This is a genomic window from Duganella hordei (assembly GCF_040369125.1).
Classification (GTDB): domain Bacteria; phylum Pseudomonadota; class Gammaproteobacteria; order Burkholderiales; family Burkholderiaceae_D; genus Rugamonas; species Rugamonas hordei.
Map to the genome: position 1 here is coordinate 96,519 of NZ_BPWI01000012.1, position 14,706 is coordinate 111,224.

Below are 14,706 nucleotides of genomic sequence, written 5' to 3' on the forward strand. Positions count from 1 at the left end.
GGAGTATCCGGTCTGTACGGTGAGGCACGGTCGCGGCGGATTGATAAACGGTCTCGTTTGCTGTTTAACCATCTGGATTTTCCCGTCCAGTTGCGGATTTTTCCGGGCAGGAAGGTGGAGAATTGCACGTTTTAGGGTATAATTTCAATTTCCCGCACGTGCCGTTCGGCACTATCTGCAATGACCAAATTTGTCTTCGTCACTGGCGGCGTCGTGTCTTCCCTTGGTAAAGGGATTGCCGCCGCCTCTCTCGCCGCGATCCTCGAATCGCGCGGCCTCAAAGTCACCATGCTCAAGCTCGACCCGTACATCAACGTCGATCCTGGCACGATGAGCCCTATGCAACACGGTGAAGTCTTCGTCACCGACGACGGGGCCGAAACCGACCTCGACCTCGGTCACTACGAGCGCTTCATTTCCACCCGCATGAAAAAGGTGAACAACTTCACCACCGGGCAGATCTATGAATCGGTGATCCGCAAGGAACGCCGCGGCGAGTACCTGGGCAAGACCGTGCAGGTGATTCCGCACATCACCAATGAAATCCAGGACTACATCCGTCGCGGCGCCGAAGGCTACGACGTGGCCCTGTGCGAAATCGGCGGCACCGTCGGCGATATCGAATCGCTGCCGTTCCTCGAAGCCGCGCGTCAGCTGAGCCTGCGCGCAGGCCGCAAGAACACGGCCTTCGTGCACCTGACCCTGGTGCCGTACATCGCCTCCGCCGGCGAGCTGAAGACCAAGCCTACCCAGCATTCGGTACAGAAGCTGCGCGAAATCGGCATCTCGCCGAACGCGCTGCTGTGCCGCGCCGACCGCGCCATCCCGGAAGACGAACGCGCCAAGATCTCCTTGTTCTCGAACATCGAAGAGCAGGCCGTCATTTCCGTGTGGGACGTCGATACCATCTATAAAGTGCCGCAGATGCTGCACGACCAGGGTCTGGACGCGATCATCTGCGAAGCGCTGGACCTGAACCCGGCGCCGGCCGACCTGTCGGTGTGGAGCCGTTTGATCTACACGCTGGAACATCCGAAGACCGAAGTGTCGATCGGCATGGTCGGCAAGTACGTGGAACTGACCGAGTCGTACAAGTCGCTGACCGAAGCGCTGCGCCACGCCGGCATCCACAACGAATCGAAGGTCAACATCGAGTACATCGACTCGGAAGAGATCGAAACCACCGGCTGCGCCTCGCTGGCCAAGTACGACGCCATCCTGGTGCCGGGCGGCTTCGGCAAGCGCGGCGTCGAAGGCAAGATCATGGCGGCGCAGTTCGCCCGTGAAAACAAGATCCCTTACCTGGGCATCTGCCTCGGCATGCAGGTGGCGCTGATCGAATACGCCCGCCACAAGGCAGGCCTGACCGCCGCCAACTCGACCGAGTTCGACCTGGAAACCTCGCAGCCCGTGGTCGCCCTGATCGACGAATGGCAAGGCCAGGACGGCAAGGTCGAGAAGCGCGACGAAAACTCCGACCTGGGCGGCACCATGCGCCTGGGCGCGCAGACCTGCGCCGTCAAGCCGGGCACCCTTGCATCGGAAATCTACGGCGGCGTGGTGACCGAGCGTCACCGCCACCGCTACGAAGCCAACAACCACTACCTGCCGCGCGTCGAAGCGGCCGGCCTGGTGGTGGCGGCCCGTACGCCGACCGAAGACCTGTGCGAAATCATGGAACTGCCGCGTACCGGCGAAAACGCCCACCCTTGGTACATGGGCGTGCAGTACCACCCGGAATTCAAATCGACCCCGCGTGACGGCCACCCGCTGTTCACGTCCTATATCAAGGCAGCACTGGCCCACAAGGCCGCCGGCGGCAATCGCCCGCACGCTGTCGCCGCGGGTGAAGCACCTGCACTGCAAGGAGATGCAGCATGAAACTGTGCGGATTCGACGTAGGCCTGGATAAACCGTTCTTCCTCATCGCCGGCACCTGCGTGATCGAATCGCGCCAGATGGCGTTCGACACCGCCGGCGCGCTGAAGGAAATGACGGCGGCGCTGGGCATCCCGTTCATCTACAAGTCCTCGTTCGACAAGGCCAATCGTTCCTCCGGTACCTCGTACCGCGGTCCGGGCCGCGACAAGGGCCTGGAGATCCTCGGCGACGTCAAGCGCGAGCTGGGCGTGCCGGTGCTGACCGACGTGCACTCGATCGACGAAATCGCCGAAGTCTCGGCGGTGGTCGACGTGCTGCAAACGCCGGCCTTCCTCTGCCGCCAGACCGACTTCATCGTCGCCTGCGCTGAGTCCGGCCTGCCGGTCAACATCAAGAAGGGCCAGTTCCTCGCTCCCGGCGACATGAAGAACGTCATCGACAAAGCCCGCCTGGCCGCCCGCGCCAAGGGCTTGAACGAAGACAACTTCATGGCCTGCGAGCGCGGCGCCTCCTTCGGCTACAACAACCTGGTGTCGGACATGCGTTCGCTGGCCATCATGCGCGAATCGAACTGCCCGGTGGTGTTCGATGCGACCCACTCGGTGCAACTGCCAGGCGGCAACGGTACCTCGTCCGGCGGCATGCGCGAGATGGTGCCCGTGCTGTCGCGCGCGGCCGTGGCCGTGGGCGTGGCCGGCGTGTTCATGGAAACGCATCCGAACCCTGCGGAAGCCCTGTCGGACGGCCCGAACGCCGTGCCGCTGGGTCGCATGAAGGAGCTGCTGTCCACGCTGATCGAGCTGGACCGCATCACCAAAAAAGCTGGCTTCCTGGAAAACAGCTTCAACTGACGCAGCATACCTGGCGTACGAGTTTTCGTATGAGTGGCCCTCTTGCGCCGGGTACAATTAATTCCCGTTATTTTGTCCGCAACGCGCATCAGAACGCGTAGCGACTTCGCATCGCCTAACTTTGGAGAATGACATGAGTGCTATTGTTGACATCATCGGCCGTGAAATCCTGGACTCGCGCGGCAATCCTACCGTCGAATGCGACGTGCTGCTGGAATCCGGCGTCATGGGCCGCGCCGCCGTGCCGTCGGGCGCATCGACCGGTTCGCGCGAAGCGATCGAGCTGCGCGACGGCGATCCGAAGCGTTACTTCGGCAAGGGCGTGCTGCAAGCCTGCGAAAACATCAACACCGAAATCTCGGAAGCGATCATGGGCCTGGACGCCAATGAGCAAGCCTTCCTCGACCGCACGCTGATCGACCTGGACGGCACCGAAAACAAAGGCCGCCTGGGCGCCAACGCCATGCTGGCCGTGTCGATGGCTGTCGCCAAGGCCGCTGCTGAGGAAGCCGGCCTGCCGCTGTACCGCTACTTCGGCGGTTCGGGCGCGATGCAACTGCCGGTGCCGATGATGAACGTCATCAACGGCGGCGCGCACGCCGACAACAACCTGGACATCCAGGAATTCATGATCATTCCAGTGGGCGCCCCGTCGTTCAAGGAAGCGGTCCGCTACGGCGCCGAAGTGTTCCACACGCTGAAAAAGATCCTGCACAAGAAGGGCCTGAACACCAACGTGGGCGACGAAGGCGGTTTCGCGCCATCGCTGGCCAACCATGAAGAAGCGATCAAGCTGATCATCCAGGCCATCGAAGAAGCCGGCTACGAGCCAGGCACCCAGATCGCCATCGGCCTGGACTGCGCTGCTTCCGAGTTCTACAAGAACGGCAAGTATGAACTGGAAGGCGAAGGCCTGAGCCTGACCGCCACCGAGTTCACCAACCTGCTGGCGACCTGGTGCGACAAGTACCCGATCATCTCGATCGAAGACGCGATGCACGAAGGCGACTGGGATGGCTGGGCGATCCTGACCAAGGAACTGGGCAAGAAGGTGCAGCTGGTCGGCGACGACCTGTACGTCACCAACACCAAGATCCTGAAAGAAGGCATCCAGAAGGGCATCGCCAACTCGATCCTGATCAAGATCAACCAGATCGGCACCCTGACCGAGACCTTCGCCGCCATCGAAATGGCCAAGCGCGCCGGCTACACCGCCGTGATCTCGCACCGTTCGGGCGAAACCGAGGACTCGACCATCGCCGATATCGCCGTTGGCCTGAACGCCCTGCAGATCAAGACCGGCTCGATGTCGCGTTCGGACCGCATGGCGAAATACAACCAGCTACTGCGTATCGAAGAAGATCTGGGCGACATCGCTTCCTACCCGGGCCGCGACGCGTTCTATAATCTGAAGTAATTAAGCAAGCGCGGCCGGATCTGATCCGGCCGCATTCCTTCCCATGCGCCTGATCACCCTCGCACTGGCAACGCTGTTGTTGCTGATCCAGTACCCGCTCTGGCTGGGGAAGGGGGGATGGCTGCGCGTGGCTGATTTCGAGTCCCAGGTCAACACGGCCCACAAGAAAAACGCGGAACTGATCGCCCGCAACGCCAAGCTCGATTCCGAAGTGCGCGACCTCAAGGACGGCACCGGCGCGGTCGAGGAGCGTGCTCGCTACGAGCTCAGCATGATCAAGCAAAACGAAATCTTCATCCAGATCGTCGGCAAGGGCCAAGCCACTCCGCCGCCGCCTGTCGCTCCGAAACCTCCCGGGCAGTAATCCCACCATGGCGAAACGTGCTGGCATATTGCTGATGTTGGCCCTGATTGCACCGCTGTCGCAGGCGGCGGGCAACTGCATTCCGCTGCGCTTCGGCTATATGGACCAGGACCGGCCGCCGTACTGGATGGGCGACGGCGACAAGGTGCCGGAACCGCCCGGCGCGGCGGTCGACCTGGTGCGCGACGCGGTGATGGGCTCCGGCTTCAACTGCCTGCCGACCTTGGTGCGGCTGCCGGTGGCGCGGCTGAAGCTGGCGCTGGAAGCGGGCGACATCGACATGTCGACCCTGGGCGAGCAGCCCAGCTATCCGCCCGAGATCGCGCTGCCGCGCGACAAGGACGGCAACGTCGACCGCAACCGCGCGCTGCACAACACGGTGGTGGTGCTGGTGCGTGCCAGGGACAAGCTGCCGGCCAGCACCAATCCGATGGAATATTTCCGTGGCAAGCCGCTCGGCGCGACGCAGGGTAACGCCTACACCGCACGCCTGCGCGAGTCCGGCCTGACCATCGACGACGGCGCCCGCGACCTCGACCGCAATATCGAAAAGCTCAAGCTGGGCCGGGTGGACGGCGTGCTGGCCAGCCTGGTCAAGCCGGAGCACCTGACGGCGACGTTGAAGCGCTACAAGGGCACCATCGTGCAGCTGCCGCAACCTCTGATCAATACGCGGCTGTGGCTGGCTTTCAACGCCGGCTACTACCGCGCCCACCACGACCAGGTCGAAGCGCTGTGGACCTGGCTGGACACCAACCGTGGCCGCCTCGGCTACGTCATGCAAAAATACCGCAAACAGGACTAACTCCATGAAATCGATCAGCGCCATCAGCTTGTTTGTTGAAGACCTGCCTGCCGCCAAGGCTTTCTATCTGGACGTGTTCGACGTCAAGATGGTCTACGAGGATGCGGTATCGGCGGTGATGCAGTTCGAGAACGTGCTCATCAATCTGCTGCACGTGGACAGCGCACCGGTGATTATTGCGCCCGCTGTCGTGGCGCCGCGCGATGCAGGATCGCGCTTCCAGATCAGCATCTGGGTGCCGGATGTGGACGCGGTCTGCGCGCAATTGCAGCAGCGCGGCGTGCAATTGCTGCAGGGCCCTGTGGATCGCCCATGGGGCATGCGTACCGCCAATTTCGTCGATCCCGCCGGCCATAGCTGGGAAGTCGGACAGCAGATCTCCTGAGCGCGGTCCGCCGACGAATTGCGGATAGAATGCGCTTCTTTTGTCGTTATCCGAGTTTGGTTTGAGAGTTCTATTCTTTGCATGCACGCTGACGCTGGCCGGCGTCGCCAACGCGGCCGTGATCGGTCCGCATTCCAGGGGCGATGAAGTCTTGCGGGCTCAAGTGCTGCTCGACCGCGCGCACTTTTCTTCCGGCGAAATGGACGCCGCCTATGGCAGCAATATGCGCCAGGCCATACGGGGCTTCCAGAAACTGCACCAGCTGCCGGTGACCGGCGTGGTCGACGCCGCCACGTGGACCGAGCTGGAGCGCGATCAGGCGCCGGTGCTCGACGTCTACACCGTCACCGCGCAGGATGTGGCCGGGCCTTACACGTCGGTGCCGGCCGGCATGATGGCCAAGGCCAAACTGCCGGCGCTGGGCTATGCCAACCTGGCCGAAGCGCTCGGCGAACGCTTCCACATCAGTCCCGACCTGCTGCGCCGCCTCAATCCCGGCAAGGTGCTGGCCCGCGCCGGCACGCAGCTGGTGGTGCCCAATGTGGCCGCCGCCAAGCCGCTGCCGAAGGCGGCGTCCATCCTGGTCGATGCGAAGGAAGGCACGCTGACGCTGCTTGATGCGGGCGGCATGCCGTTCGCGCAATTCCCCGCCAGCACCGGCAGCAAGCACGATCCCTTGCCCGAAGGCCGCTGGCAGGTGCGCGGCGTCGCCGTCAATCCGGAATACCGCTACAACCCCAAGCTGTTCTGGGATGCCCAGGCCGGCGACAGCAAGGCCAGGCTGGCGGCAGGGCCGAACAACCCGGTCGGTGTCGCGTGGATAGAACTGAGCAAGGAACACTACGGCATCCACGGCACGCCCGAGCCGGGCAAGATCGGCAAGACCCAGTCGCACGGCTGCATCCGCCTCACCAACTGGGACGTGATGGCCGTGGTCCGCTCGATCTCGCGCGGCGCGGTGGTGTTGCTGCAGCAGAGCGCCTAGTGCCGCACTACCTGTAACGGTACAGCTTGACCCTTTGCATGCTGAAGTCGTCGGCCGGCAGCCGCACGTGGCGGCCCTGGTGGCTTTCGTCGCCGTTGAGCCAGCGGCCTTCCTTCCATACGCCGTTGTCGTAGCCGCCTTCGGTCAGTTTCTCGATGCCGGCCACGCTGCCGTCGCCGTTGGCGTTGCTGAAGGTGACGGTCATGCCCTTGCCGGCGACCAGGAATTCGTCGTCGGCCAGCCGTATCACCAGGCCTCCCCGGGTTTCGGCCTCGGCGCTGTCGGTCTTGCCCCACTGGTTGACGAAGCTGACTTCCAGCGCATATCCGCCCATCGTGGTCTTCACCGGCAGCAGGTCGACCACGCCGTCGTACGATACCGGCGCCTTGAAGCCGCGCATATTGCCGCTGCCCTGGTATTGGTTGATCAGCGGCGTCAGCTGGCGCAGCACGCGGTAGGCCTGCGGCAGCGACTCGGTCTTGCCATCCTTGATGTCCTCGATGCCGAACGGCGAGAAGCCGAACGCGTCCAGCTCGCCCATCATGAAGAAGGCGTTGGCGCCGTTGTTGGGCCGGCCCGCATAGTTGGCTTCCGGGATGAACAGCGGATTGTCGGGACGCTTGAACAGTCTGGCCCAGTCGGCGAAGTTGGGGAAGTAGGTGTCGATGGCGATCAGATCGACGGCCGGCGCGCCGGCCTTCCAGATGTCGAACAAGTGCGGCAACGGGCCGGCGCTGGGATATTCGCCCGGCTTCTTGCCCGGCCGGTTCAGCGCCACGTTCACGTACGCCGGCAGCGCATAGGCGGCCTTGCCGGCCGCCGTCATGCTGTCGACAAAGGCGGCGTAATACCAGGCCTGGAAGATTTCCTGCGCGGCGATGCTGTCGCCGAACACTTCGGTCCATCTGCCCGCCGTGCGCTTGCCGTGTTCCGCCCACAGCGCGCGCAGCGCCGGATGCAGGCTGTCCTGGTGCGCGGCCAGGTAGGCGGTCAGCGCCGCCGGCACCGGGCCGGCGAAGGCGGCTTCGGCCTGCGGGCTGTAGTCGCGCACGTCCGGCAGCATGCCGATTTCATTTTCCACCTGCACCATCACCACAGTGTGCTGCGGGTCGGCCTGCTTCAGGTGGGCCAGCATGGCGCGGTAGGCCGCCGTGTCCGCCGCCAGCGTGCGGGCGTCGAACGGCGACAGCAAGTCCTGCGGCACGCCGGCGCGGCTGCGCGCGCGCGGGAAGCGCTGCTGGTCGTGCTTGACCCAGGCCGGCACGTAGGTGGACATCGAATTCTTCCACGCGCCAAACCACAGCAGCACCACGTGCATCTGGTGCGCGCGCGCCTGCTTGAGCATGCCGTCCAGCACGGTGAAATCGAAGCGGCCTTCCACCGGCTCGATCTGGTCCCACTCGACGGGCGCGATCACCGTGTTCAGCTCGGCCGTCTTCAGCGCCGGCCACAGCTTGTCCAGGTAGGCCAGGCTGGAGGCCGACGAGTTGTGCAGCTCGCCGCCCAGCATCAGCAGCGGCTGGCCGTCGACGATCAGTTGCGTGGCCGTACCCTGCTTGCGCAGATGGGGGATCGTCGCCGCCTGGGCGGCAGCGGCGCCGCAGGCCAGCAGCAGAGCGCCGGCGCAGAGGCCGTGACGGCCTGTCCAAAATTTCATGGTTGTCCTCGTCTGTAAAAAAAATCCACCGCCACTGGAGGGCGGCGATGGATAAGATCCGCCTGAACAGGAACAGGCGGCCTCGGAGCGAGCTGTTTAGAACTTGGCGCGCAAGCCCAGCGAGTAGGTACGGCCTGGCGAGTATTGCGTGAAGTTGGCGTTGCCGAACTGGAAGTAGCCGCGACGCGAGTCGTTGTTCAGGTTGACGATGTCAAAGCTGAGCGTCGGCCAGTTATCCTTGTCGAACACTTCCGCCAGGTCGAGGCTCGACGAGAAGTCCAGCTGCTTGTAGTTGTCCGAGAACAGCGCCGCGTTGGTGATGCCGTTCTGGTTGGCCGTTGCAGTCTGGCTGCCCTTCGAGAAGGTGTGCGACAGGCGCGCCATGTAGCCGTGGTTCTCGTAGTAGACCGAGAAGTTGTTGGTGCGCTTCGGCACGCCCAGTGCGATGAAGCCGTTCAAGCCGTCGCCGCTGGCGCGCTGGGTGATGAAGGTGGCCGTCTCGTTGAAGCCCACGCCGCGGAACGGCAGGATCTTGTCGAGCGGCTGGACCCAGCCCAGTTCCAGGCCGCGGATGCGCAGGTCGCCATCGGCGTTGCGGGCACGGGTCAGCACCACGGTGGCCTTGTCAGGACCGCCGCGCGAATCGATGGCGGTCTGCTGGTTCGGCGTCAGCGTGTTGTAGTTGATGCCATAGGCGGCCAGCGCGCTGAATGGCGCGGTGACGTTTTCGTTGACGGTGAAGCCATCCACCTTCTTCTGGAACACGGTCAGGCTGACGTAGCCTTCGCGGCCGGTGTACCAGTCCAGGCCCAGGTCGATGTTATCCGACAGGTAGGGCTTGAGCGCCGGATTGCCCACCGAGCCGACGTCCGCCGACACGCCGGAGAAGTTCACGCCAGGACGCAGCGCGTTCGGGTCGGCGCGGGTCAGGCTGCGCGACAGGGCGGCGCGGGCCACCACGTCGCTGCGCAGGTTGAGCGCCACGGTGCCCGACGGCAGCGTGTTGTTGTACGTGGTTTCCTGGTACACCCACTGGTCGATGTTCGGGTATTTGCTGCCGTTCAGCGTCAGGTTGGCGTTGCGTGGATCGGTGATCGAGTTGAGCGAACCGACCGACTGCTTGGTGCGCACGTAACGTACACCGCCGTTGTAGCGCAGAGGGAAGCCGGACAGGTCATACTTGCCGTTGGCCTCCATGTACAGGCCGGTGGTCTTCTCGCCGATAAAGCCCGCCGCCGCGCCGGTCGACGAGGCGCCGCTCGATGGCGCATTGTCGTAATACTTCTGGTACTGCGCATCCTTGGCGAAGCGATCCCAGTCGACGATCGGACGGCCGTACGGGCCCGGCACGATGTAGCTGGCCAGCGCGCTTTGCGGAATCAGCGAACCGCCATAGGTCAGCGGCGTGGTGGCGCCGGCGGTGTAGCCGGTGCCGTAGCCAGGGTACAGCGCGGCGGCGCTGGCGCCCGGGGTGGAGGCGCCGTTGCATGGCGGCGCGCCGTTCGGTCCCTGCAGGAACACGCTAGGATTGTTGCCGCATACCGCGGCCTGCCACGCGGCCGAGTTGTCGGTGGCGTTGATGCGGCGGGTGATGTCATCGTAGGCGAGGCCGCCCTTGATGTTGAACTTGTCGTCACCCCAGGTCAGGTCGCCGTGGAAGCCCTTGGTCTCGGTCTTGCGGAACTCGTTCTGGATGTTGACGCGGCCCGTGTTCCACACATAGTTGGCCGGGTTGTTCAGATCCACATTGGAAACCACGGACGGAATGCCGCCGGTGTTGGTGTAGGTGACCGTGTTGCCGCTGTTCGGCGCGGTGATCGGATAGACGGTCGGCGCCTCGTGGGTGAAGTTGCTGCGCGTGTAGTTGACCTGCGCGTCCAGCTTCAGCGTGGGCGTGATCTTCCATTCCATGCCCGGGTTCAGGCCCAGCATGCTGACCTGGTCGTGACGGTAGCCGTGCTCGAAGAAGTTCTGGGTGTTGGCGAAGGTGCCGCCGGTGACGGTGCAACCGTCGCTGCAGTCGCTCTTGTCGACCGTCATGTTCAGCGGGATCATGCCGCCGTTGCGGACCGACCAGTCGTAGTCCATGCGCGTCATCTTGTCGTCGCGCTTGCTGTACATCGTGTCGACGTAGAAGTGCAGGTTTTCGGACGGACGGTATTCGGCGCTGAAGATGGCCGAGCCCTTGTCCTTGGTGCCGAAGTAGTCCATGGTGCGGCCCAGGCGCGGCAGGATCGCGTTGTCGATCTGCTGGATGGTCAGGCCGGGATTGTGCGCCAGCAGGAAGGCCTGGTCGATCACTGTGCCCGGCACCAGGCCGTTACCCGCGCCGGCCGGCACGGTGGCCGGGATGGTCCAGTTGCCGCCGCCGGTGTTGTTGCGGTTGGCGGCCGGGTTCTGTGCGGCCGACAGGTTGGCGTTGGTGTAGCCGACGGTTTCCCAGCCGGTGGTGTGGATTTGCTGGCGCGACAGGGCGATGCCGCCCAGGATGCCCCAGTTGCCGAAGGTCTGGCTGGCCATGAAGGAACCGCGGCCGCCGGTCTTGTCGGCGATCTGCTGCTTGGTGGCGGTGACGCTGCCGACCATGTAGCGGCCTTCCTTGTCGAATGGCCGCGCGCTGCGCAGGTTGACCACGCCGGCGGCGCCGCCTTCGATCATCTCGGCGGTCGGGCTCTTGCTGACGGTGAGCTTGGTGAACAGGTCGGTCGGCAGCAGGTCGAGGTCGACCTCGCGGTTGGTGTTGGCGCCGTCGATCGGGCCGGACGAGGCCACGGCGATCGGCGCGCCGTTCAGCAGGATCTTGGTGAAGCTGGAACCCAGGCCGCGGATCTGGATGGTCGAGCCTTCGCCGGTGATGTCGCGCGACACGCCCACGCCGGGAATGCGGCTCAGCGATTCAGCGATGTTCTTGTCGGGGAATTTGCCGAAGTCTTCGGCGTTGATCGAATCCTGGAAGCCGACCGCTTCCTTTTTGTCCTTGGCCGAGGACAGCAGGCTGTTGCGGTAGCCGCTGATCTGGATGGTCTGGATCGCGGGCGCATCGGCGGCGGGGGCCGGCGTTGCGGGAGCGGCGGGCGTGCCGTCCTGTGCATAAACCTGGGAAATCAGACTGGCCATGGCCGTCAGGGCGAAGGCGAATTGCCGGCGCGAACGGCGGCCTGGTGCTGGGTAGCTGCTTGACATTGATGTCTCCTCTTTGTAAGTCGTAATTTATTGCTTTTATATGGTAGCGCAACCATTTTGAGATCAATAAAAGTGGATGTCAACAAAAATCAGCAAAAAAAGCTATACGCTACCATTTGTTGCAATTGAGTCATTTTTCATCGCATACGATATCCCCGCCTTTTGCCACTGGCCTGTTTTACAATGCTGTCAAGGAGGCACTTATGACCATACATCTGGATCATCTGTTGGTGCCGTCGCGCGACAAGGTGGCGGCGGCGAAGATGCTGGCGGAGTTGCTGGATGTGCCGTGGTCCGCCACCGGCATCGGTCCGTTCGCGCCGGTGTTCGTCAGCGATGGCTTCACCATCGATTTCGACACCTGGCCCGAACCGATACCGCTGGCGCATTACTGCTTCCGCGTCACGCAGCAGGAGTTCGACGCTATCCTCGGCCGCATCCGGGCCGCCGGCATTCCCTACCGCAGCTCGGTGCACAGTCCGGTAGACTACAAGGTCGATACCTATCACGGCGGCAGCATCGTCTACTGGAACGAGCCGGACGGCCACCAGTGGGAAATGCTAACGGTAAGCTATGCACGACAATGAAACGGAGCAACGGTTGAAAACAATAGGGCTGATAGGCGGCATGAGCTGGGAATCGACGGTGCCTTACTACCGTCAGGTTAACGAGACAATCAAGGAGCATCTGGGCGGACTGCATTCGGCCAAGGTGGTGCTGTACAGCGTGGACTTCCATGAAGTCGAGCGGCTGCAGCACGCCGGCGACTGGGACGCGGCCGGCGCGCTGCTGGCCGGCGCGGCGCGCTCGCTGCAGGCGGCCGGCGCCGATTTCCTGGTGCTGTGCACGAACACCATGCACAAGGTGGCGCACGCCATTGAAGGCGCGGTGAACATTCCGCTGTTCCATATCGCCGACCCGACCGCGGAAGAAATCAAGCGCGCGGGCCACACCCGGATCGGCTTGCTGGGCACGCGCTTCACGATGGAGCAGGCGTTCTACAAGGACCGCCTGCGCGAGCGCCACGGGCTGGACGTGATCGTGCCGGGGCAGGAAGACCGCGACATCGTCCACCGCATCATTTACGAAGAACTGTGCCTGGGCCGCATCGTCGACGGCTCGCGCGACGAATACCGCCGCATCATCGCCGGACTGGTCGAGCAGGGCGCGCAGGCCATCATCCTCGGCTGCACCGAGATATCGCTGCTGGTCGCGCAGCAGGACGCGGCCGTGCCGCTGTTCGACACCACCGCCATTCACGCGCGCAAGGCCGCCGAATGGGCGCTGACTTCCATGGAGAAAAAATGAAACTGATAGGCATGCTCGATTCCCCTTACGTGCGCCGCGTGGCGGTGACCTTGCAGCTGATGGGGGTGCGCTTCGAGCACCAGTCGCTGTCGGTGTTCAGCACCTTCGAGCAGTTCCGCGCGATCAATCCGGTGGTCAAGGCGCCGACCGTGGTGGCCGACGACGGCACCGTGCTGATGGACTCCACGCTGATCGTGCAATATGCGGAAGCGCTGGCCATGCCGTCCAGCCGCCTGACGCCGACCATGCCGGCCGAACTGTTGCGCTCCCTCCGCGTTCTGGGGTTGGCGCTGGCCGCCTGCGACAAGGGCGTGCAGCTGGTGTACGAGCGCATGGTGCGGCCGTCGGAGAAGCTGCACCAGCCGTGGGTGGACCGCGTGACGGGGCAGATGCTGGCGGCGTTCGACGCGCTGGAAGCCGAGCTGCGCGCCCATCCGCTGTCCGTGGCCGACATGGACCACGCCGGCGTGATGACGGCGGTCACCTGGCACTTCATGCAGCAGATGTTGCCTGAGGTGGTGGCCGCCGCCAGCTATCCGCTGCAGGCCGAGTTCTCGCGCCAGGCCGAAGCGCTGCCAGCCTTCCGCGCCGCGCCGCATGGCGACAGCACTTATCAAGGTTAAAAACAATGCCCCTGACTTCTTACCTGAACACCAGCCCCGTCCTCGGCGACAACATTTTCCTGCACGCCTCCGCGCAAGTCATCGGCGATGTGCGCATCGGCCGCGACAGCTCGATCTGGTGCAACACCGTGCTGCGCGGCGATGTCAACAGCATCGTCATCGGCGAGTGCAGCAACGTGCAGGACTTCGCCATGGGCCACGTGTCGCACAAGAACGCCGCCAAGCCCGACGGCTCGCCGCTGATCATCGGCGACTATGTCACCATCGGCCACTCGGCGCTGCTGCACGGCTGCACCATCGGCAACGAATGCCTGGTCGGCATGGGTTCCATCATCATGGACGACGTGGTGATCCAGGACCGCGTGATGGTCGGCGCCGGCAGCCTGGTCTCGCCCGGCAAGGTGCTGGAGAGCGGCTATCTGTACGTCGGCCGCCCGGCGCTGCGGGTGAGGGCGCTGACCGCCGAGGAGATCGCCTATCTGAAATACTCGGCCGAGCATTACGTCCGTATCAAGAACAACTACCTGGCATAGCCGGCATCCGGCAGGTCTCATTGTTTCATAATAAATCTATTGTAAATTTTTCTATGTTTGCATATTATGTGGTTAATTTGTTATTTCAAATAATTAACTCACAGGGATAATCATGAAAAAAATTCGTGGCGCGGTTGTCGCGCTGTTCGTCTCATTGCTGTGTTCCGCTGCCGCCGGCGCGGCCACGATTTCCATCGATTTTGAGCATCTGCCAGGGGCAGATGGCGTTCTCGGTACGGCGGACGATGTTCCGACTGACAATACTTTTATGACTTCCTTGGATGAAAAATTTGCCGCAGTCGGCGTGCATTTTTCCCAGGGATCGCTGCTCCAGGACAGCTTTTACGACGGCAATCCACTCAATCATTTCGTCAGCTCGACCAATCCGATCGCTACGTTCTCGGTGCCGGTGTTCGGCATTTCGATGGACAGCAGGTCGTACTGGAGCGCGACGCTGACCGCGTTTGACAGCCACGGGAATGTCCTCGCGACGAATGTACTGTCGAGCTCCAGCGGCACGGTGAGCGTTACCAGCGCTGTGCCGATCTACAGTTTCTCGATCTTGCCACCGCAGCAGCAGCAGATCCTCAACCTGGATAACCTGGTGCTGACGACCGCGCCGGTGCCGGAACCGGAGCAGTTCATGATGATGCTGGCCGGCCTGGTGCTGGTGGCGGGATATGCCCGGCGCCGTTCGCGCTGATCGCCGCAGTA

14 protein-coding genes are annotated in these 14,706 nt (G+C 63.3%); 12 read left to right on the forward strand and 2 right to left on the reverse strand.

Going from position 1 to position 14,706, the window contains the following annotated elements:
* Positions 1-180 precede the first annotated feature (180 nt).
* The 7 genes from pyrG to ABWW33_RS23900 all read left to right on the forward strand — a co-directional run bounded on the left by pyrG (position 181) and on the right by ABWW33_RS23900 (position 6,688).
* Positions 181-1,881: a CTP synthase gene (gene pyrG, locus ABWW33_RS23870; protein ID WP_353404022.1), complete on the forward strand. Its 1,701-nt coding sequence runs from the start codon at positions 181-183 to the stop codon at positions 1,879-1,881.
* Positions 1,878-2,732: a 3-deoxy-8-phosphooctulonate synthase gene (gene kdsA / locus ABWW33_RS23875; protein WP_176654304.1), complete on the forward strand. Its 855-nt coding sequence runs from the start codon at positions 1,878-1,880 to the stop codon at positions 2,730-2,732. Before pyrG ends, kdsA begins: the two co-directional genes overlap by 4 nt.
* 133 nt (positions 2,733-2,865) lie before the next feature.
* Positions 2,866-4,149 carry a phosphopyruvate hydratase gene (gene eno, locus ABWW33_RS23880; RefSeq protein WP_176654305.1) on the forward strand — a complete coding sequence of 428 codons (1,284 nt, stop codon included), beginning with the start codon at positions 2,866-2,868 and terminating at the stop codon, positions 4,147-4,149.
* Between the two features lie 43 nt (positions 4,150-4,192).
* The gene (ftsB, locus tag ABWW33_RS23885; RefSeq protein WP_176654306.1) at positions 4,193-4,513 is read left to right on the forward strand and encodes a cell division protein FtsB; all 321 of its coding nucleotides are present in this window, start codon (positions 4,193-4,195) and stop codon (positions 4,511-4,513) included.
* Positions 4,514-4,520: 7 nt separating this feature from the next.
* Complete coding sequence (locus tag ABWW33_RS23890) at positions 4,521-5,318, forward strand: transporter substrate-binding domain-containing protein (protein WP_353404023.1); 798 nt, start codon at positions 4,521-4,523, stop codon at positions 5,316-5,318.
* 4 nt (positions 5,319-5,322) lie between these two features.
* A complete protein-coding gene (locus tag ABWW33_RS23895) occupies positions 5,323-5,703 on the forward strand; it encodes a VOC family protein (RefSeq protein WP_176654307.1) in 381 nt (126 codons plus the stop codon).
* Between the two features lie 61 nt (positions 5,704-5,764).
* The gene (locus ABWW33_RS23900) at positions 5,765-6,688 is read left to right on the forward strand and encodes a L,D-transpeptidase family protein (RefSeq protein WP_353404024.1); all 924 of its coding nucleotides are present in this window, start codon (positions 5,765-5,767) and stop codon (positions 6,686-6,688) included.
* A 7-nt stretch (positions 6,689-6,695) separates the two neighbouring features.
* On the opposite strand, the gene ABWW33_RS23905 is transcribed toward ABWW33_RS23900, so the two are convergent.
* Both ABWW33_RS23905 and ABWW33_RS23910 read right to left on the reverse strand, forming a co-directional pair.
* Positions 6,696-8,345 (reverse strand): GH35 family beta-galactosidase, encoded by a 1,650-nt coding sequence (locus ABWW33_RS23905; protein WP_353404025.1) that lies wholly within the window; start codon positions 8,343-8,345, stop codon positions 6,696-6,698.
* Between the two features lie 96 nt (positions 8,346-8,441).
* A complete protein-coding gene (locus tag ABWW33_RS23910) occupies positions 8,442-11,528 on the reverse strand; it encodes a TonB-dependent receptor (RefSeq protein WP_176654310.1) in 3,087 nt (1,028 codons plus the stop codon).
* A gap of 203 nt (positions 11,529-11,731) precedes the next feature.
* Here ABWW33_RS23910 and ABWW33_RS23915 point away from each other — a divergent pair, with 203 nt between their 5' ends.
* The 5 genes from ABWW33_RS23915 (at position 11,732) to ABWW33_RS23935 (ending at position 14,695) form a co-directional block, all read left to right on the forward strand.
* Positions 11,732-12,115, forward strand: coding sequence for a VOC family protein (locus ABWW33_RS23915; RefSeq protein ID WP_176654311.1), 384 nt, complete (start codon positions 11,732-11,734; stop codon positions 12,113-12,115).
* Between the two features lie 13 nt (positions 12,116-12,128).
* Positions 12,129-12,836, forward strand: a complete 708-nt coding sequence (locus tag ABWW33_RS23920; protein WP_353404026.1) for an aspartate/glutamate racemase family protein — start codon at positions 12,129-12,131, stop codon at positions 12,834-12,836.
* The gene (locus tag ABWW33_RS23925) at positions 12,833-13,459 is read left to right on the forward strand and encodes a glutathione S-transferase (protein WP_353404027.1); all 627 of its coding nucleotides are present in this window, start codon (positions 12,833-12,835) and stop codon (positions 13,457-13,459) included. Before ABWW33_RS23920 ends, ABWW33_RS23925 begins: the two co-directional genes overlap by 4 nt.
* A gap of 5 nt (positions 13,460-13,464) precedes the next feature.
* Positions 13,465-13,992 (forward strand): gamma carbonic anhydrase family protein, encoded by a 528-nt coding sequence (locus tag ABWW33_RS23930; protein ID WP_353404028.1) that lies wholly within the window; start codon positions 13,465-13,467, stop codon positions 13,990-13,992.
* Positions 13,993-14,104: 112 nt separating this feature from the next.
* Complete coding sequence (locus ABWW33_RS23935) at positions 14,105-14,695, forward strand: PEP-CTERM sorting domain-containing protein (RefSeq protein ID WP_353404029.1); 591 nt, start codon at positions 14,105-14,107, stop codon at positions 14,693-14,695.
* Positions 14,696-14,706 lie beyond the last annotated feature (11 nt).

Bases quoted from the DNA above. Each gene is read 5' to 3' on its own strand.
- pyrG (WP_353404022.1), top strand. From the start codon at position 181: ATGACCAAATTTGTCTTCGTCACTGGCGGCGTCGTGTCTTCCCTTGGT.
- kdsA (WP_176654304.1), top strand. From the start codon at position 1,878: ATGAAACTGTGCGGATTCGACGTAGGCCTGGATAAACCGTTCTTCCTC.
- eno (WP_176654305.1), top strand. From the start codon at position 2,866: ATGAGTGCTATTGTTGACATCATCGGCCGTGAAATCCTGGACTCGCGC.
- ftsB (WP_176654306.1), top strand. From the start codon at position 4,193: ATGCGCCTGATCACCCTCGCACTGGCAACGCTGTTGTTGCTGATCCAG.
- ABWW33_RS23890 (WP_353404023.1), top strand. From the start codon at position 4,521: ATGGCGAAACGTGCTGGCATATTGCTGATGTTGGCCCTGATTGCACCG.
- ABWW33_RS23895 (WP_176654307.1), top strand. From the start codon at position 5,323: ATGAAATCGATCAGCGCCATCAGCTTGTTTGTTGAAGACCTGCCTGCC.
- ABWW33_RS23905 (WP_353404025.1), bottom strand. From the start codon at position 8,345: ATGAAATTTTGGACAGGCCGTCACGGCCTCTGCGCCGGCGCTCTGCTG.
- ABWW33_RS23910 (WP_176654310.1), bottom strand. From the start codon at position 11,528: ATGTCAAGCAGCTACCCAGCACCAGGCCGCCGTTCGCGCCGGCAATTC.
- ABWW33_RS23915 (WP_176654311.1), top strand. From the start codon at position 11,732: ATGACCATACATCTGGATCATCTGTTGGTGCCGTCGCGCGACAAGGTG.
- ABWW33_RS23925 (WP_353404027.1), top strand. From the start codon at position 12,833: ATGAAACTGATAGGCATGCTCGATTCCCCTTACGTGCGCCGCGTGGCG.
- ABWW33_RS23930 (WP_353404028.1), top strand. From the start codon at position 13,465: ATGCCCCTGACTTCTTACCTGAACACCAGCCCCGTCCTCGGCGACAAC.
- ABWW33_RS23935 (WP_353404029.1), top strand. From the start codon at position 14,105: ATGAAAAAAATTCGTGGCGCGGTTGTCGCGCTGTTCGTCTCATTGCTG.